The 17,207-nt window shown below is 59.1% G+C and carries 15 protein-coding genes; 6 read left to right on the top strand and 9 right to left on the bottom strand.

Annotated elements, in window-relative coordinates:
- Positions 1–14: 14 nt before the first annotated feature.
- The gene (locus tag KT71_RS12710) at positions 15–617 is read left to right on the top strand and encodes a hypothetical protein (protein ID WP_008294977.1); all 603 of its coding nucleotides are present in this window, start codon (positions 15–17) and stop codon (positions 615–617) included.
- On the opposite strand, the gene KT71_RS12715 is transcribed toward KT71_RS12710, so the two are convergent.
- Complete coding sequence (locus KT71_RS12715) at positions 614–2,017, bottom strand: L-serine ammonia-lyase (protein WP_008294976.1); 1,404 nt, start codon at positions 2,015–2,017, stop codon at positions 614–616. The two genes, KT71_RS12710 and KT71_RS12715, sit on opposite strands and share 4 nt — an antisense overlap.
- Positions 2,018–2,068: 51 nt before the next feature.
- Positions 2,069–3,058 carry a threonine ammonia-lyase gene (locus KT71_RS12720; RefSeq protein WP_008294975.1) on the bottom strand — a complete coding sequence of 330 codons (990 nt, stop codon included), beginning with the start codon at positions 3,056–3,058 and terminating at the stop codon, positions 2,069–2,071.
- 133 nt (positions 3,059–3,191) lie between these two features.
- Between KT71_RS12720 and KT71_RS12725 the strand changes: the two genes are divergently transcribed.
- A complete protein-coding gene (locus tag KT71_RS12725) occupies positions 3,192–3,539 on the top strand; it encodes an ArsC/Spx/MgsR family protein (RefSeq protein ID WP_008294974.1) in 348 nt (115 codons plus the stop codon).
- Between the two features lie 121 nt (positions 3,540–3,660).
- On the opposite strand, the gene pgl is transcribed toward KT71_RS12725, so the two are convergent.
- The 6 genes from pgl to hexR all read right to left on the bottom strand — a co-directional run bounded on the left by pgl (position 3,661) and on the right by hexR (position 11,945).
- The gene (pgl, locus tag KT71_RS12730; RefSeq protein WP_023659744.1) at positions 3,661–4,383 is read right to left on the bottom strand and encodes a 6-phosphogluconolactonase; all 723 of its coding nucleotides are present in this window, start codon (positions 4,381–4,383) and stop codon (positions 3,661–3,663) included.
- The gene (gene zwf / locus KT71_RS12735; protein ID WP_238549421.1) at positions 4,376–5,821 is read right to left on the bottom strand and encodes a glucose-6-phosphate dehydrogenase; all 1,446 of its coding nucleotides are present in this window, start codon (positions 5,819–5,821) and stop codon (positions 4,376–4,378) included. The genes pgl and zwf overlap by 8 nt, the downstream gene beginning before the upstream one ends.
- A gap of 32 nt (positions 5,822–5,853) precedes the next feature.
- Entirely contained in the window at positions 5,854–6,498 is a 645-nt protein-coding gene (locus KT71_RS12740) for a bifunctional 4-hydroxy-2-oxoglutarate aldolase/2-dehydro-3-deoxy-phosphogluconate aldolase (RefSeq protein ID WP_008294971.1), read from the bottom strand.
- Position 6,499: 1 nt separating this feature from the next.
- On the bottom strand, positions 6,500–8,320 hold the full coding sequence (edd, locus tag KT71_RS12745; RefSeq protein WP_008294970.1) for a phosphogluconate dehydratase: 1,821 nt from the start codon (positions 8,318–8,320) through the stop codon (positions 6,500–6,502).
- 86 nt (positions 8,321–8,406) lie between these two features.
- Complete coding sequence (ppc, locus tag KT71_RS12750) at positions 8,407–11,064, bottom strand: phosphoenolpyruvate carboxylase (RefSeq protein ID WP_008294969.1); 2,658 nt, start codon at positions 11,062–11,064, stop codon at positions 8,407–8,409.
- Positions 11,061–11,945, bottom strand: coding sequence for a transcriptional regulator HexR (hexR, locus tag KT71_RS12755; RefSeq protein ID WP_008294968.1), 885 nt, complete (start codon positions 11,943–11,945; stop codon positions 11,061–11,063). The genes ppc and hexR overlap by 4 nt, the downstream gene beginning before the upstream one ends.
- A 136-nt stretch (positions 11,946–12,081) precedes the next feature.
- Between hexR and KT71_RS21285 the strand changes: the two genes are divergently transcribed.
- The 3 genes from KT71_RS21285 to KT71_RS12765 all read left to right on the top strand — a co-directional run bounded on the left by KT71_RS21285 (position 12,082) and on the right by KT71_RS12765 (position 13,822).
- Complete coding sequence (locus KT71_RS21285; protein WP_008294967.1) at positions 12,082–12,705, top strand: glyceraldehyde 3-phosphate dehydrogenase NAD-binding domain-containing protein; 624 nt, start codon at positions 12,082–12,084, stop codon at positions 12,703–12,705.
- Complete coding sequence (locus tag KT71_RS21290; protein WP_333782702.1) at positions 12,621–13,109, top strand: glyceraldehyde-3-phosphate dehydrogenase; 489 nt, start codon at positions 12,621–12,623, stop codon at positions 13,107–13,109. Before KT71_RS21285 ends, KT71_RS21290 begins: the two co-directional genes overlap by 85 nt.
- 116 nt (positions 13,110–13,225) lie before the next feature.
- Positions 13,226–13,822 carry a DUF2189 domain-containing protein gene (locus KT71_RS12765; RefSeq protein WP_008294965.1) on the top strand — a complete coding sequence of 199 codons (597 nt, stop codon included), beginning with the start codon at positions 13,226–13,228 and terminating at the stop codon, positions 13,820–13,822.
- Here the strand turns inward: KT71_RS12765 and KT71_RS12770 are convergent.
- Complete coding sequence (locus tag KT71_RS12770; protein WP_008294964.1) at positions 13,806–16,088, bottom strand: NADP-dependent malic enzyme; 2,283 nt, start codon at positions 16,086–16,088, stop codon at positions 13,806–13,808. The two genes, KT71_RS12765 and KT71_RS12770, sit on opposite strands and share 17 nt — an antisense overlap.
- A gap of 159 nt (positions 16,089–16,247) precedes the next feature.
- On the opposite strand from KT71_RS12770, the gene KT71_RS12775 reads away from it, so the two are divergent.
- Positions 16,248–16,979 carry a PDZ domain-containing protein gene (locus tag KT71_RS12775; RefSeq protein ID WP_023659746.1) on the top strand — a complete coding sequence of 244 codons (732 nt, stop codon included), beginning with the start codon at positions 16,248–16,250 and terminating at the stop codon, positions 16,977–16,979.
- Positions 16,980–17,207: the final 228 nt, after the last annotated feature.

Below are 17,207 nucleotides of genomic sequence, written 5' to 3' on the forward strand. Positions count from 1 at the left end.
TAAAGGACCGTTTCATGGAACCCTCAGCATTACGCACCACCCAGATCACCGCGCTGTTACTGTTGCTCCTGGCGATAACCCAAGCCACCTACACGGCACTGTATGTGGCGGAGCTCGACGTGCCACGGCAATTGCTCTGGGGCATTGAGGGCCTGCTCTTCACTTTCCTCGCCGCCTTTGCGGGTGCTGCCATGGTACAGACCAACCGCTACCACCTCGGGTGGGCTGCGATTGCCTTTAGCGCCGTGCTCAACGTTGTGCAGGTCAGCGTGGGTCTCACAATGTTCGGACCCTTTCGCGAGGCGGCGGGACAGGTAGACGGCCTGGCTCCGGCGGCGAGCGCCGTGGTCGCTTTTTCCTTTATGGTGTACTACGCCGCAAAACTATTGCTGGGACTTGCCGCCATGGTGTTCGGCATAGCCAGAGTGCACGCGGGATCCAAACCTCTGGGTGGCGTTACCGTGCTGCTTGGTGGCATCGCCATCATCGCCAACGCCGCGGTGATTATGGCCGGTCGGGACGCTTTCATACCCTCAGCGGTTGCGGGGGGATCAGGTGTTGTCGCTACCTTTCTTTTAGCACTGTGCCTGGTGACAAGCGCTGATGCAGATACCTAGCACTCAACAAAGTTTACGGGCACCGCAAGCACGTTTACCGCAAGACCACCCCGGGCGGTTTCCTTGTACTTGTCCTGCATATCCCGTCCCGTATCCCGCATGGTCTTGATGACCTGATCCAGGGATACGTAGTGTTCTCCGGACCCTCGCAGGGCCATACGCGCGGCGGAAATTGCCTTGATCGCACCCATGGCATTGCGCTCGATACAGGGAACCTGCACAAGACCGCCAATGGGATCACAGGTCAGACCCAGGTTATGTTCCATGGCTATTTCCGCAGCGTTCTCGACCTGGGCCGGGGTTCCGCCCAGCGCGTCCGCCAGCGCCGCCGCCGCCATGGAGCAGGCTGAGCCAACCTCCCCCTGACAGCCCACCTCGGCCCCGGAGATGGAAGCATTGATTTTGTAGAGAATCCCCACCGCTGCGGCGGTGAGCAGATAACGGCAGATATCGTTGTCACTACTGCCCTGACAGTGGGACAGATAGTACTTGAGCACCGCGGGAATAATGCCCGCTGCGCCGTTTGTGGGGGCTGTCACGATGCGGCCACCGGCGGCGTTTTCTTCATTCACTGCCAGGGCATAAAGCGTCACCCAGTCCATGGTATTCAGAGAAGGGTCACCAAAACTGTTTGACTGGCTCTTCAGTTGCCGGTGGAGCTGCGCGGCACGCCGGCGCACCTTGAGTCCTCCCGGCATGATGCCCTCGGTGCGACACCCTCGGTCGATACAGGCATCCATCACCGACCACAGCTCGAGCAACTTCCGGCGCACCTCTGCTTCGCTGCGCCAGGCTTTTTCGTTTTCCATCATGAGCGCACTGATGGACAGGCCATGTTCCTTGCACTGGGCAAGCAATTCATCCGCTGTACTAAAAGGATATGGCAGATCTGTGGGATCGTCGACGATAAGCTCTTCGCCCGACGCCGCCGCCTCGTTCACCACAAAGCCGCCGCCGACGGAGTAGTACACCCGGGTCAACAGGGAACTCCCATCTGCGTCCTGTGCCGTAAACCGCATACCGTTTGCGTGGTAGGGCAGGGACTCCCTGCGATGCATGATGAGATCATCGCGATAGCTGAAGACAATGCTATGGCTGCCGAGAAGTGCCAGCTCACCGCCCTCCCTCACCCGCTGCACATGAGCGGCAATGCTATCCACATCCACTGATTCGGGGAGCTCTCCCATCAAGCCAAGAATAATGGCTTTGGGAGAGCCGTGACCGGCACCGGTGGCGCCCAGGGACCCGAAGAGCTCCACGGTCAGGCGCGACACCGAGTCCAACTTTTCTTCGTTTTTAAGAGCACAGGCGAAACGCTGAGCCGCCACCATGGGACCCACGGTATGGGAGCTGGACGGACCGATGCCCACCTTGAACAAATCGAATGCACTGACGCTCACGGCAACACCCTCATAAATGTCCAGCGTTGGGAGAACTAGCGCCAGAGACCTTCAACGGGCTTCTCCTAAAACGTCTGCGAACACGCGCGGATCCACGTTTCCCCCGCTGAGCATTATCGCGACGGACTGGTACCTGGGATCCAGCTTTCCTGACAGCAGCGCCGCAAGAGCAACGGCCCCGCCGGGCTCCACCACAAGCTTCAGGACCCTGAAGGCGTAGCGCATGGCCGCTTTTACTTCGGACTCCGTGACCACCAGGCCGCCGGTAAGAAGACGCTGATTGATGGAGAACGTCATCACCCCCGGCGTCGGCGATAACAGGGCATCGCATAGTGACGGCTGTGAGGTATCCGCCCGCTCACGCTGACCCGACATCAGAGAACGGGCATGGTCATCGTAGTGCGCCGGCTCCACGGTAAAGAGCGCCGTATCCGGACTCAGCGTCTCTGCGGCGAGCGCACAACCTGCGGTAAGTCCGCCTCCACCACAGCAGATAAGCAGCGCATCGAGGGCTCGCCCCTCTTTTGCGGCGTCTTCAAAAATCTCCAGACCGGCGGTCCCCTGCCCCGCAATAACATGAGCATCGTCAAAGGACGGCACAATGACCCCGCCGTCACGCTCAGCGAGGGCGTAGCTGATCGCCTCGCGATCCTCGCTGTAGCGATCGTAGGTAATTACCTCGGCGCCAAGGGCCCGGGTGTTGTCGAGCTTAATGCGCGGTGCATCCTCGGGCATGACGATGCGTGCGCGCAGGCCCTCCAGCTTAGCCGCCGCCGCCACGCCCTGGGCGTGATTACCTGAGGACCAGGCGATAACGCCGGACTTGCGCTCCTCCGGTGTTAGCTGCGAGATTCGGTTGTAGGCGCCGCGGAACTTGAAGCTACCGCTGTGCTGCAGCATCTCCGGCTTCAAGAAAACCTCTCTTTTGCTGTCCTCATTGAGGAAGCGGTTTTGCAGCAGGGGCGTGCGTGTGGCTCGCCCCAGCAGCCGCCCGGCGGCGGCTTGAACATCGCCAAAGGACGGTAGCTCATCTGTGGTCATGGATACGCCTCTTAATGGGTTACGCCCCTCTTTATCGCTACACCTCTTTATCATCAAACGCTCAACACCGTGCTTTTCCTGCCCGGAGCAATGATGAATAATTATGCTCCCTTCAGCGATCAGGATACACACCATGCCATACACGCTCATCCATCACACGGGTTGCGGATCCTCAAAAAAGGGCCTCGCCCTGCTTCAGGAAAACGGCATAGAGCCTGAAGTGCGCAAGTACATGAACAAGAGCGATATGCTCAGCGAGAGCGAGCTTCGCGATATTGCCAGGAAGATGGGCAATGTGAGTCCGCGAGCGTTTATGCGGGAGAAAGATGCGATCAAGCTCGGTATTTCCGACTCCGCATCGGATGACGAGCTGTTTGCGGCCATGGCCGCGGAACCCAGGCTTATTCAGCGTCCCATCGGCATCAATGGTGCCAAGGCGATCCTTGGAAGACCCAACGAACAGCTGCTGGACATTGCCTGACAGCTCCTTTGGCCCTTTGCTCCTTTAGCTCTTTAGCTCTTTAGCCCTTTAGCCCTTTAGCCCTTTAGCCCTTTAGCCCTTTGCCTCGGAGCCAGGAGCCCTTTTCCCGGGAGCCAGGGAATCAGGGCGCCCAGTACACCGTGGCAGCGGGTGCCTCACTCGCCAAAACCGCAGCAATGGGCAAGGTTGCCGCATCTTTTTCCAAGCGGGCACGCTCCAGCACGGCGCGCTTTTCCTCTCCCACGATGTGTACGATCAGGTGGCGCGAGTCCAGAATACGCGCCAGGGTCATGCTCATGCGCGCATGGGGTGCAGTGATGGGATCTACGGCAATAACCGTGTCGCTACTGCTGAGATCCAGACCCGCACTCAGATTCTCCGCCCCGGGGAACAGGGAGGCGAAATGCCCGTCTCCGCCCATACCCAGAATCATCACATCAATGGTCCCGAGATCAGCGAGGCGCTTGCTGATTTCCGATACCGCATCCCGGGGATGCTCATCTTGGGTAACCAGCGAGACAAACTGCGCATCGCCCGCCGCGCCCTGAAGAAGATTCTCCCGTACCAGGCGATCGTTGCTGTCCCTGTGGTCGGCGCGCACCCAGCGATCATCCGCCAGGGTGACCGTGACCCGGGACCAATCGAGATCTTCCTTCGCCAGAGTCCCAAAAAAGCCTTTTGGGGTACTCCCCCCGGAGAGCACCAGACTGGCTTTGCCTCGTTGCTCCAGGGCACTCCTCAGGATCCTCGCGACATCCGCTGCCAGATCCTCATCCAGACGGTCGCGGCTGGAAAACGAGCGAAAGCGGTCCGCTAACGCATTGCAGGAATCCCGGTCAGACATGCCAGCTGCGTCCATCTTTCTCGATGAGTAACTCGCCCTTTGTGGGCCCCCAGGAACCGGCCTGATAGCTCTGAAGGCTGGGTGCCCTCGCCTGCCAGGCATCAATGAGTTCATCACACCAGCGCCAGGACTCTTCGATCTCCTCGCGGCCGACAAAGAGCGACTGATCCGCATTGATGGCGTCGAGGAGGAGCCGCTCATAGGCATCGGGTATGCGGTCCAGCTCCGAATGATCCAGAAAATCCAGATTGAGGTTCTTGGTCACCAGACCCATTTTATTGCGCAGGCTGTGCTGCTTGGAGACCATCTGCATTTCGATGCCCTCGTTGGGCTGAAGACGAATAACCAGACGGTTGGGCACGTCCTCGCTCCCCGCACCGGCAAAAATATTGTGCGGCAGTGCCTTGTAGGTGATCACAATCTCCGTAAGCTTCTCGGGCATGCGCTTCCCCGTGCGCAGATAAAATGGCACCCCGGCCCAACGCCAGTTGTCGATGAATGCCTTGAGCGCCACGTAGGTTTCCGTCTGGCTATCCTGCGCCGGACAATCCTCCTCTTCCAGATACCCCGGGACAGATTCGCCCCGCAGCCATCCCGCCGCGTACTGTCCCCGCACCGCGTGATCCCGGACATTGTTTTCGTTAATGGGACGCAGGGCGCGAACAATCTTAACCTTCTCATCGCGGATACCTTCGGCGGTCATGGAGTTGGGTGGCTCCATAGCCACGAGGCAGAGCAGTTGCATGAGATGGTTCTGCACCATATCGCGCAGCTGACCTACGCCGTCGTAATAGGACCAGCGACCCTCGATGCCAATGGGCTCGGCCACGGTGATCTGCACGTGATCGACGCAGCTCTGATCCCACTGGGTGTTAATGAAGCGATTGCCGAAGCGCATCACCAGGAGATTCTGCACCGTCTCCTTACCCAGATAATGATCAACGCGATAAATGGAGTCCTCGGGGAAGTACTCGCCCACGGTATCATTCACTGCCTTGCAACTCTCCAGGTCGTGCCCGATAGGTTTTTCCAGGAGCAGACGACGATCACCGGAAAGGCAGCCAGCCGCACCAAGGTGCTCACAGATCGGCCCAAACAATGAGGGTGGTGTTGCCAGATAAAACATTGCCGGTCGATCCGCCGACAAAAGCTGAGCGAGCTCCGAGAAGCCCTCGGCATTGCCAAAATCAATGCGGTGATACATAAAGCGGGAGCTGTAGCTCGCCCACTGCTCCTCAGACCAGCGGGAATCATCCACGTATTTTCGCACCCGATCCTTGATGTCGTTCAGGAAGGTCTCCAGAGAAATATCTTCCCGGGCCAGGGCGTGAATACGCACGCCCGCAGGGAGAAGCTCGCAGTTGTCCAGATGATAGAGCGCCGGAAACAGCTTGCGTGCCGACAGGTCACCCCGGGCACCAAAGATCAGTAAATCCATGTCCTTCTCCTCCGGACTAGCCATAGTCTCAATCATTGTGCCGCCCTGAAGGCCGTTACGTGCTCAACGGCCGCGCTTGCCAGCGCCCGGATGGCATCCCAATCCTGCGCTGCGAGTAATTCAGAGGGCGTCAACCAGGAACCGCCGACGGTAACCACGGATTCAAGCGCCAGATAGTCATCGATATTGTGCAAACCAACCCCCCCTGTGGGACAGAACTTCACCCGGGGAAAGGGCCCGGCAAAAGCTTTCAAGGCGGCGGCGCCCCCCGATGCCTCCGCAGGAAAAAACTTCAGACAATCGACACCATGATCCAGCGCCCGCATCATTTCACTGACCGTGGCAACACCTGGAATCAGAGGCACCGCGGAATCCGCCGCCGCATCCAGTATTCCCCGGGTAAGACCGGGCGTCACCACGAAGGCACTTCCCGCCTCCACCGCGGCGTCAAAGTCCCGCGCGTTGACGACGGTGCCGGCGCCCACAATAGCGTCCGGGACCGCATCGCGAATAGCCGTGATCGCAGGTAAGCCCGCGGGGGTGCGCAAGGTGACTTCCAGCACGGGAATACCCCCTGCAACCAGAGCCCGCGCAAGGGGAATGGCATGGTCGAGGTTGTCAATGGCCAGGACGGGGACGACGGGGGCCTGGGCCAGGATCTGCGTTGAATGATTCATCTCAGGCTTCCTCACGAAAAATCACCGTGGCACCGGCTTCGGGTGTTGTCACCACTTCTCTAAACAGGCCAAACAACTCTCGACCCACGCCCGCCTCGCTGTTACGTGGCGCGGTGACCAGGGGCCTGTCGAGAAACTGCGCATCGTCACATTGCAAAGTCCCAGTCACGGCGTCGAGGGTCAGCATATCGCCATCCTGAAGGCGCGCCAGAGCGCCTCCCATGGCCGCCTCCGGCGTTACGTGGATAGCCGCAGGGACTTTACCCGAGGCACCGGACATACGACCGTCGGTAACCAGCGCCACTGCAAAACCCTTGTCCAGAAGAGACCCCAGGAGCGGCGTGAGTTTGTGGAGCTCCGGCATACCATTCGCCCGGGGGCCCTGAAAACGCACCACCACAACACAGTCCCGCTCCAGATCTCCGTTTGCAAATTTTTCTGCCAGCGCTTCCTGACTATCGATCACTACCGCAGGCGCGGTGACCTTTCGGTGTTCAGGCTTCACTGCGGACACCTTGATAACAGCCCGGCCCAGATTGCCCTTCAATAAGCGCAGACCACCCTCGCTTGCAAAGGGCTTTGCCATGGTGCCCAGCACGTCGGGATCCAGGCTCGTCGTCGCCGCGGGACGCCAGGTCAGCTGCCCATCGACCAGATACGGCTCCTGGGTATACGCCTGAAAATTTTCACCCCACACGGTATTGGCAGTGCCATGCATTAATCCGGCGTCGAGCAATTCACGAAACAAAAACCCGGTCCCGCCCGCTGCGTGAAAGTGATTGATATCCGCCTGGCCATTGGGATACACCCTCGCCAGTAGCGGCACGACGGCGGAGAGCTGCGCAAAGTCATCCCAGTTGATAATCAGGCCCGCGGCCCGCGCCATGGCTACAAGGTGAATCGTATGGTTAGTGGAGCCTCCCGAAGCCAGCAGCGCCACGATGGCATTTACAAAGGAACGGGCGTCGATAACCGATGCCAGGGGCCGCGGGTCGCGACCCTGAGCCGTGATGCGCGTAATCAGTTCTGACGATTCCCGGGTGAGCGCTTCACGCAGAGGCGTGTCGGGATTGACAAAGGAACCACCGGGCAGCTGCAGCCCCATGGCTTCCATCACCATTTGATTGGTGTTGGCAGTGCCGTAAAAGGTGCAGGTACCCGCGCTGTGGTAAGACGCGGATTCCGCGGCGAGAAGCTCCTCTCTGCCCACCTTGCCTTCGGCAAAGAGCTGCCTCACCCGGGCTTTTTCCGCGTTGGGCAGGCCCGATGGCATGGGCCCTGCGGGAATAAACAACGCAGGCAGGTGGCCAAACCGCAAAACCCCCATGATGAGTCCGGGCACTATCTTGTCGCAGATGCCGAGACAAACAATGCCATCAAACATATGGTGCGACAGCGCGATGCCCGTCGACTGGGCAATATTGTCGCGGCTGAACAGGGACAGCTCCATACCAATCTGCCCCTGAGTCACGCCGTCACACATGGCGGGTACACCCCCGGCAACCTGCGCGGTGCTGCCCACCGCGCGCACAGCGGATTTTATTTTTTCGGGATACTCGGCATAGGGCTGATGAGCAGAGAGCATGTCGTTGAAAGCCGTAACGATGCCGATGTTGGACGCTTCCATAAGCCGAATGCTGTCTTTGTCATCATCGCCACAGGCAGCAAAGCCATGAGCGAGGTTCCCACAGGACAGCTGTCCACGCTGGGGGCGCAGGTCGCCGCTGCGCGCCATGAGATCCAGATAGTCCTGCCTCGGCCCCCGGCTGCGCTCATTGATCTGTTCTGTGACCTTTGCCACGGTGTCGTTGATCTGAACCATATCTTCCTCTTTCTTGCGCCGGCTTTTACCGCTAGCGCTGATTTTTATCGCTTGCGCTGATTTTTATCCCTTCCGCTAATCCTGGATCAGCCCGTATTGCGCATGCCCGCCGCCACACCGGCAATGCTGATCATGATGGCCTGACGCGTGTCGTCATCTGCTTTCTGTCGAAGACGGGCCAGGAGCTCCGCCTGAAGCACGTTCAAGGGCACGGTATAGATATTGCGAAGCTCCAGGGACTCCCGCGTCCAGTCGAGCTTCTCCAGAAGCTGCTCCTGTTTGAGTATGCTGAGCACCGTCGCCACGTCATTATCCAGCTGGCTGCGCAGCTGCTCGCCTATGACACGAAGTTCAGGGTTCACCAGCTTGCTGTCGTAATGTGCCGATATGCGGGCATCGGTCTTGCTATACACCATCTCCAGCATCTGCATACGCGTGGCAAAGAAGGGCCATTCGCGGAACATTTCGGTGATCACCGTCTCGCCCTGTGCTTCCAGTTCCCTGGCCAACGCCGCACCGGCGCCCAACCACGATGGCAACATGAGACGATTCTGTGTCCAGGAAAAGATCCAGGGAATTGCCCGCAGGGCTTCGATACCACCATCTTTTTTGCGGCTGGTGGGTCGCGATGCAAGAGGCAGGGCCCCCAGCTCACCCTCGGGCGTGGCCTCACGAAAATACGTGAGGAAGCGCGGATCATCTCGCACTACGGCGCGATAGGCATCACAGGAGTGCGATGCCAGACGATCCATGGCCTCGCGCCAGTGGGCCATCGGCGTAGGGGGGTGGGCCGTGCGCGCCTCCAGTATGGCGCTGGTGTAGAGCGCCAGGGTCTTTACCGCAAGCCCGGTCATCCCCAGCTTGGTGCGAATCATCTCGCCCTGCTCCGTCACGCGCAGACCGCACTCAAGGGAACCCGGCGGCTGCGATAGCAGCGCGTCATGGGCCGGTGCGCCGCCGCGACCAATAGTGCCGCCGCGACCATGAAACAGCTGGAGCCGAACCCCCGCCTTTTCGCACACCTCGAGGAGGGCTTCCTGGGCCCGGTATTGTGCCCAGGCCGCGGCGAGAATCCCGGCATCCTTGGCAGAGTCGGAGTAGCCGATCATGACCATCTGCTGCTCGGGTAAACGACCCAAAGCCTTTTCTACCGCAAGAAGATCGGTAATCACCTGGGGGGCGCGATCGAGGTCATCCAGGGTCTCGAAGAGCGGTGCGATGGGCAGGCTGTCACCACCGCCGGCCGCTTTTAACAGCAGCCGCACGGCCATGACGTCCGACGCCTGGCGTGCCATGGAAATAATGTAGCAGGCCAGAGCGTCTGCAGGCTGTTCCACCACTACCGCACAGCAATCGAGCACCTCCCGGGTCTCTTCACTGGGGGACCAGTGCTGGGGAATGAGCGGCCTGCGACTTTCGAGCTCCTGGCGAATCCAGTCGCGACGCTGCTCCTCGTCCCAATCGACATAGCGCCCCAGGCCCAGAAATTCAGTGATCTCTGTGAGAGCAGCGCTGTGACGGTCCGAATGCTGTCGGATATCGAGACGCACAAGATTGACGCCAAAGCACCGCAGCTGCCTCAAAAGATCGAGAAGCGTGCCGTCGGCAATGCGCTCCATCCCACAGTCACAGAGGGATTGGTAGCAGAGCATCAGGGGCTTTGAAATCTCCTCGGCATCCTGCAGAAGATCGCCCTCGTCTGCCCCCCGGCCATCGAGCAAGGCCTCCAGGGCCGTCAACCAGTTGCGAAGACGTCGACGCAGATTCTTCATGGCATGGCGATAGGGTTCACGGGTATCACCGACGTACTCCCGCAGGGCGGCGTTGCACTCGATCATGGACAGCTCCTGCACCAGGCGGTCCACGGTTTTCACATACAGGGCAGCGGCCTGCCAGCGACCGAGCAACAATACCTCCCGGGTCACTTTGGCGGTGACAAAGGGATTACCATCGCGATCACCCCCCATCCAGGAGGAGAACTGTACCGGCGCGGCATCCAGGGGAAGACGCTCGCCCGTAGCGGCTACCAGAGCGTCATCAAGGCGACGCAAAAAGTCCGGCACCGCCTGCCACAGGGAGTTCTCCACCACCGCATAACCCCAGCGCGCTTCATCCACGGGACTGGGCCGGTGCTCACGAAACTCATGGGTATGCCAGAGCTGGGCGATGAGTTCCCGGAGACGGCGATCCATGCGACTGCGCTCGTAGTTGGTAAGACCCGGCGACTCCAACTGCCCGAGGCAGCGTTGAATCTCTTCATATTTGTGAATCAGCGAGCGGCGGGTGATCTCCGTGGGATGCGCCGTGAGCACCAGCTCAATACTCAGATCAGATACCGCTGCGCGGATGGCAGCGGGGTCCAGTCCCTTGTCCTCAAGCAGATCCATCACGCCCGTGAGGGTTCTGCTGGCGGAATTCACCGTGTCCATCTCCCGGGACAGACCATGGTGCTGCTCTGCAATGTTGGCGAGATTCAAAAACTGCGCAAAGGCGCGTGCCACCCGGCCCAGCTGCTCGGTTTCGAAACCCGCAAGAAGGGCCTCCAGTTGCTCCCAGCTACGGTCCTCGCCATTGCTACCCGACTTCGAAAGAAGGCGTATGCGCTCCACGCTGGCGAGGAAGTCTTCACCGTGGCTTTGCGCCATGGTCTCTCCGAGCATACTTCCCAGGAGGCTGACATTGTTTCGCAGGCTGCGATAGGGGTGATCGTTATCATCCTGCGTCCCTTGAGATTCAGAAGTCATGAACTGTGCTTACCTCCAGATGGCGGTGCAAAACGGGTAGCCCGAAGGCTCTCTTTGATGGCGCGCAGATGCGGCTGGAGCGCCTCGCCGCGGCGGAGAGAGACCCCCGCTGCCAATACGTCGAGCACCGCCAGGTGTGCAAGACGCGAGGTCATGGGCATGTACGCATCCGTATCCTCAGACACTTCGAGCTCGATTGCCAGGCTGCTGGCCTTTGCCAGGGGCGATGCCTCGGCGGTCAGCGCAATAACCGTCGCTCCCCGGGCCTTCGCCAGATTCGCAACATCCACCAGATCGCGGGTGCGCCCCGTGTGCGAAATAATGAAAAACAAATCATCCTCGTGTGCCGCGGCAGCATGCATGCGCTGCATCAGCACGTCGGCGTGGGCCGTGACCGGCAGGGAAAATCGAAAGAAATGATGCTCTGCATCCTGGGCAACGGCGCTGGAGATTCCCAGACCGAAGAAAAAAATATGCCGCGCACCAAGGAGCTGATCCACCACGGCATCGACGAGGTCCGGTGCCAGTTGCTCGCCCAGAGCCCTCAGGGACATCACCGCTCCATCAAGAATCTTGGCGGTGAAGGTGCCCGTCGCATCATCCGGTGCAATGGAAGAACTCACATAGGGCAAACCCAGAACCAGAGACTGGGCGAGACGGAGTTTGAATTCGGGATAGCCCCGGGGCTCGAACTTGCGGCAAAAGCGATTCACCGTGGGTTCGCTGACCCCGGCCGACTCTGCCAGCGCCGCAATACTCAGTCGGGTGGCAGCCCGGGGGTCATTGAGGATGACGTCCACGATACGCCGCTCGGACTTGGTGATTCGCCGTGCGGCGCTCCCCAGTTCGTGAAGCAAATTGTCGTTTTGGGCGTCTGTCACGTTAACAATTGGTCTTGTTCATTGAGGCTATCATGGCATATATTTTACTAAAACTACATAAATTTTTGTTTTTGACCTGTTTTTGGATCAATTTATGTAATTTTATAGTCAAAAAATAGCGAGGAGTGAACATAGCATGCTGCGCATAGCCATCAACGGATACGGACGTATCGGTCGAAACATTCTCAGAGCGCTCGTGGAGCGTGGCGATGAACTGGCGGATGCCCTGGAGATCGTTGCCATTAACGACCTCGGTGACAGCGCCATCAATGCCCACCTCACCCAGTACGATTCTGTACACGGTCGCTTCCCCGCCGCCGTAACCGTCGACGGCGACTATCTGCTCGTGGGCAAAAAGCGCATTCGAGTGCTGAGTGAGCGAGACCCGTCCCGACTACCCTGGAAGGCTTTAAACGTAGATGTCGTCTGCGAGTGCACCGGCGTCTTCACCGCTCGGGACAAGGCGGCCCAACATCTGGCGGCAGGCGCCCGTAAGGTGCTGGTGTCTGCGCCTTCGGCGGACGCCGATGCCACCATCGTTTACGGCATCAACCACCACAAACTCACCGGCACGGAGCGCGTGGTTTCCAACGCATCCTGCACGACAAACTGCCTGGCCCCCTGGTGCAACCGCTCCACGAGGCCCTGGGCATTGCCAAGGGATACGTCACCACCATCCACGCTTACACCAACGATCAGCAGCTTTCGGATGTGTATCACAGCGACCTGTACCGCGCCCGGGCGGCCACACAGTCCATGATTCCCACCAGGACCGGCGCGGCGGCAGCTATCGGATTGGTACTTCCTGAACTCGAGGGCCGTCTGGACGGCATGGCGGTGCGCATACCCACGATCAATGTATCCCTGGTGGATCTCAGTTTTATTGCCGAGAGAGACACGAGCGCAGACGAGGTCAATGCCATTATGTCCGCCGCAGCCAAGGGGCCCCTGGGCTGTGTGCTGGACGTCAACGAAGCACCTCTGGTGTCCATCGACTTTAACCATTGCGCCGCGTCCTGCGTGTTTGATGCAAACCACAGCAAAGCCAACGGCAATCTGGTCAAGGTCATGGCCTGGTATGACAACGAGTGGGGTTTCGCTAACCGTATGCTCGACAACTGTATGGCGCTTTTCGCCAGGGCGGAACTGTTGAAGAGCGCCTGAGCCGCCGAGTCAGGCCCCGGTGCCCCTCGCTCCGTCGCTCCGTCGCTGGCATCGCATAGACTCCCGGAGGTCGCTACACTGGCAGTCGATATGACGCGTTTTACAGGAGTCCTGCCATGCCTGAACATCCCCTCCCCGATGCCGGTACCTGCCTGAGAGACGGCTGGCTTCTCTACAAGCAGGAACCCTTGCTCCTCTCGGGAGCGACTATTCTCATGGGCATCATCTGTGGCGTGGCGGGCATGATCCCCTTTGCAGGAGCGCTGGTTTACCCTCCCCTCCTGGGCGGTCTGTACAGCATGATTATTCGTCTGGAGCGCGGTGAAGCCATCACGATCAACAACCTGTTTGATGGCTTTCAGGTTTTCCTGCCCCTGATCATTGCCTCTTTCCTCATGTCGCTGTTTATTGGGATTGGCGTGTTTTTGTTTATCCTTCCCGGACTCTATTTATTGATCGTATACGGCTTCACGAACCTGATGATCATTGATCAGAAAATGGACTTCTGGCCCGCCATGGAGGCCAGCCGCAAACTTATCCACGCGCATTTCTGGAGCTATGGCCTGCTGGCTCTCGTCATCGCCGTGATCTGTGTTGCGGCGAGCATACCCCTGGGTCTCGGGCTCATCGTGGCCGCCCCCGTATGCCTGGCCGCGCAATACCGTTTTTACCGCGCTTTGAACTTTTCCGAAGACCCTAGCTGTAGTGAGTAACGTCCGTACCCGCGAGGGCTGAGATATTCAGAAGCCCGCGGGCGGTAATGGAAGGCGTCACGATGTGCGCGCGGTTGCCCATACCCATGAGAATGGGCCCCACTTCCAATGCCCCGCCGCGCATTTTTAATATGTTTCGAACGCCGGACGCAGCATCGCCATAGGCAAACACCAGCACGTTGGCAGGTCCCTGGAGACGGGAGTTGGGAAAGATACGCGCTCGCAGATCAGGGTCCAGAGCCGAGTCGATGTGCATCTCCCCCTCGTAGGCAAAATCCGGCTCCCGGGCCTCAAGAAGTGCCATGGCCTGGCGGACGCGACGTCCACTATCAATATCCAGGTTGCCGAACTGCGAGTGGGAGCAGAGGGCGATGTTTGGCTTCATGCCAAAGCGACGCACGTGATTTGCCGCAGCCATTACCGTATCTGCTATCTGCTCGGGCGTGGGTTCGGGATGCACATGGGTGTCAGCGATAAACAGAGGCTCGTCTTCGGTAATCATCAATGACAGTGCGCCACGAGGATGGGCGCCATCATAGGCAAGAATCTGGCGCACGTAATTGAGATGCCAGAGATACTGTCCGAAGCTGCCACACACCATGCTGTCGGCATCGCCGCAGTACACCATGATCGCGGCGATGGCCGTGGTGTTGGTACGCATGATGACTTTGGCAAGATCCGGCGTCACACCCCGTCGCGACATGAGCTGCAAATAGGCCTCCCAGTAACGGCGATGCCGGGAGTCGTCCTCGGGATTCACAACCTCAAAATCCTCGCCGGGCTTGATGGTCAAACCCGCCTTCTCACAGCGCCGTGCAATGATTTCCGGGCGGCCAATGAGGATAGGCCTGTCCGTCATCTCCTCGACGATCACCTGCGCCGTGCGCAACACCCGCTCATCTTCACCCTCGGCAAAAACGATACGTCGTTGCGACAGCGCCGCGGCGGCAAACACGGGTCGCATAATCATGGACGAGCGGAACACCGAGGCATCGAGCCGCTCGCGGTAAGCCACCAGGTCCTCCACGGGGCGGGTAGCCACACCGGTCTCCATGGCGGCGCTCGCCACGGCACTGGCAACCACCCCCATGAGCCGGGGATCAAAGGGCTTGGGAATCAGATAGTCCACGCCAAAAACCAACTGCTCGCCGCGATAGGCCTCCGCCGCTTCGGCACTGGTGGTGGCCCGGGACAGAGCCGCGATACCGTCGATGCAGGCCAGTTGCATGGCATCGTTAATCTCCGTGGCGCCTACATCCAACGCACCGCGAAAAATAAACGGAAAGCACAAGACGTTGTTCACCTGGTTGGGATAATCCGAACGGCCCGTAGCGATAATCGCGTCGGGGGCCACTTCGCGGACCTCATCCGGAAGAATCTCGGGCACAGGGTTGGCGAGGGCAAAGACAATCGGCTGCGGGGCCATGCGGCCTATCATGTCAGGGCTGACCACCTTGGGCGCACTCAGACCGAGAAACAGATCCGCGTCGTCAATCACATCATCCAGGGTGCGATGGTCGCTAGGCTGCGCGAAGGCGGCTTTCTGGGGGTTCATGTCTTCACTGCGGCCTTCATAGACCAGACCGTGAACATCACAGAGCCAGACGTTTTCGCGTTTTACCCCTAGCTTTAACAGCATATTGAGACAGGCAATACCCGCTGCACCGCCACCCGTGGAGACAATCTTGATATCTTCAAAGCGTTTGCCGGCTATATGCAGCGCGTTGGTAACGGCGGCACCCACGACGATCGCCGTGCCGTGTTGATCATCGTGGAACACCGGGATATTCATACGCTCCCGGCATCGCTGCTCCACGATAAAGCAATCGGGCGCTTTGATGTCCTCAAGGTTGATCGCACCGAAGGACGGCTCCATGGCACAGACGATATCCGCAAGTTTCTCGGGATCGGACTCGTTGAGCTCGATATCGAAGCAATCAATGCCGGCAAAATTCTTGAAAAGAACCGCCTTCCCTTCCATCACGGGCTTTGCCGCCAGCCCGCCAATATTGCCAAGGCCGAGTACCGCGCTGCCGTTGCTAATCACCGCGACGAGGTTGCCCCGGGCCGTGTAATCCGCCGCCGTGGCAGGATCCTTGACGATTTCAAGGCAGGCCTCGGCAACACCCGGCGAATAGGCCCGCGCGAGATCCTGGCCATTTGCCAGAGGCTTGGTCGCGCGGATCTCCAGCTTCCCGGGCTTGGGATAGGCGTGATAGCGCAGTGCCGCGTCTCTTGCTGCCTGGCGGCTCTTGTCGTCGTCCATGGGGAAGCCTCCAAAAAAAAGCGCAGTATAAGCCAGCCGGCTCTGTCACACTGTAGGAATCCACCTTGCCATGGCTAATTTCTGGTCTAGGCTGAGGTGGAGTCCCTCAATCGAGGCAACTCACGGTTTTTCTAACAACAAAAATGACAAGGAATAAACATGAATACGATTAAGTGCCTAGTGGCAAGTACTGCTCTATTGTGTGCGGGCTCCACTGCTTTCGCCGCGCATCACGAAGGACCGGGAAATAAAGCCGTAGCTGAGGGTTGGTTCGAAGCGTCCTGCGGTGATCTCGAGGGTTTTGTTGAGTACGTCGATATGCATATGGCAGACGATGGTGTCTTCACACCCGATCGCTATGTCGGCCTTGGCTTTACCGTCGACAATGATAAAGGGGACGACTTTGGAACGATCATGAGCGTCACACCAGGCACCCCAGCCGCCAGTGTTCTCAAGGCAGGCGATCAGTTTGTGTCAGTCAATGGAATGCCCTCCACCTGGGAAAACCGTGACAAAACAACGTTTCGTGGAAAGCCCGGCGAGCCGGTAAAAGCGGTAATCATGCGTGATGGCAAGGAGATGTCCGTAGAGGTTAATCGTGGAATCATCGCTGCCAGGAATGACAAAAGCACGGTTCTGAAAAATCTGGGCATGGCGGACGCGAGCGATTGGGGCACCGGCGAGTGTAGTGTCCTGGAGGTCGTGGCTGAGGGTGATGTGGTCTACCTGACCGCTGAATACAGTGACACCGAAACAGAGACCGGCTACCCCTTCACCCAGCGTCAGATCATGCGTATCAAGTTCAATGGCGACGGCAAGATCATGGAAGCCATGGGAATGGGTGAGAACCAGTTTGTTCTGGAACAGCTCGGCTACAGAATAAGCCGCTAGGCAACGCAGGAAACAAGCCAGCAGCGCCTGACGTCAGGCCTGCTGGCATCTTCATAGCCTCCGACCCTCGCTTAGGACTCAGGATCACTTTCCTTTCATTGACGGGCTGTAAGGGCGGCAGGGGACGCATATGGCACACGGTTGCAGTCTGCTCCAGGGGGATCAGCAACTCCCGGAGGCTGTGATGGTTATACCCCGAGGCGTCATAAGAGGCGCCGGGGCCGCCGG

The sequence above is a fragment of the Congregibacter litoralis KT71 genome (assembly GCF_000153125.2).
Classification (GTDB): Bacteria; Pseudomonadota; Gammaproteobacteria; order Pseudomonadales; family Halieaceae; genus Congregibacter; species Congregibacter litoralis.

Coding starts and splice junctions, on each gene's coding strand:
- KT71_RS12725 (WP_008294974.1), top strand. CDS start 3,192: ATGCCATACACGCTCATCCATCACACGGGTTGCGGATCCTCAAAAAAG.
- KT71_RS12765 (WP_008294965.1), top strand. CDS start 13,226: ATGCCTGAACATCCCCTCCCCGATGCCGGTACCTGCCTGAGAGACGGC.
- edd (WP_008294970.1), bottom strand. CDS start 8,320: ATGGTTCAGATCAACGACACCGTGGCAAAGGTCACAGAACAGATCAAT.
- KT71_RS21285 (WP_008294967.1), top strand. CDS start 12,082: ATGCTGCGCATAGCCATCAACGGATACGGACGTATCGGTCGAAACATT.
- KT71_RS12775 (WP_023659746.1), top strand. CDS start 16,248: ATGAATACGATTAAGTGCCTAGTGGCAAGTACTGCTCTATTGTGTGCG.
- pgl (WP_023659744.1), bottom strand. CDS start 4,383: ATGTCTGACCGGGATTCCTGCAATGCGTTAGCGGACCGCTTTCGCTCG.
- zwf (WP_238549421.1), bottom strand. CDS start 5,821: ATGGATTTACTGATCTTTGGTGCCCGGGGTGACCTGTCGGCACGCAAG.
- KT71_RS12770 (WP_008294964.1), bottom strand. CDS start 16,088: ATGGACGACGACAAGAGCCGCCAGGCAGCAAGAGACGCGGCACTGCGC.
- KT71_RS12710 (WP_008294977.1), top strand. CDS start 15: ATGGAACCCTCAGCATTACGCACCACCCAGATCACCGCGCTGTTACTG.
- KT71_RS12740 (WP_008294971.1), bottom strand. CDS start 6,498: ATGAATCATTCAACGCAGATCCTGGCCCAGGCCCCCGTCGTCCCCGTC.
- KT71_RS12720 (WP_008294975.1), bottom strand. CDS start 3,058: ATGACCACAGATGAGCTACCGTCCTTTGGCGATGTTCAAGCCGCCGCC.
- ppc (WP_008294969.1), bottom strand. CDS start 11,064: ATGACTTCTGAATCTCAAGGGACGCAGGATGATAACGATCACCCCTAT.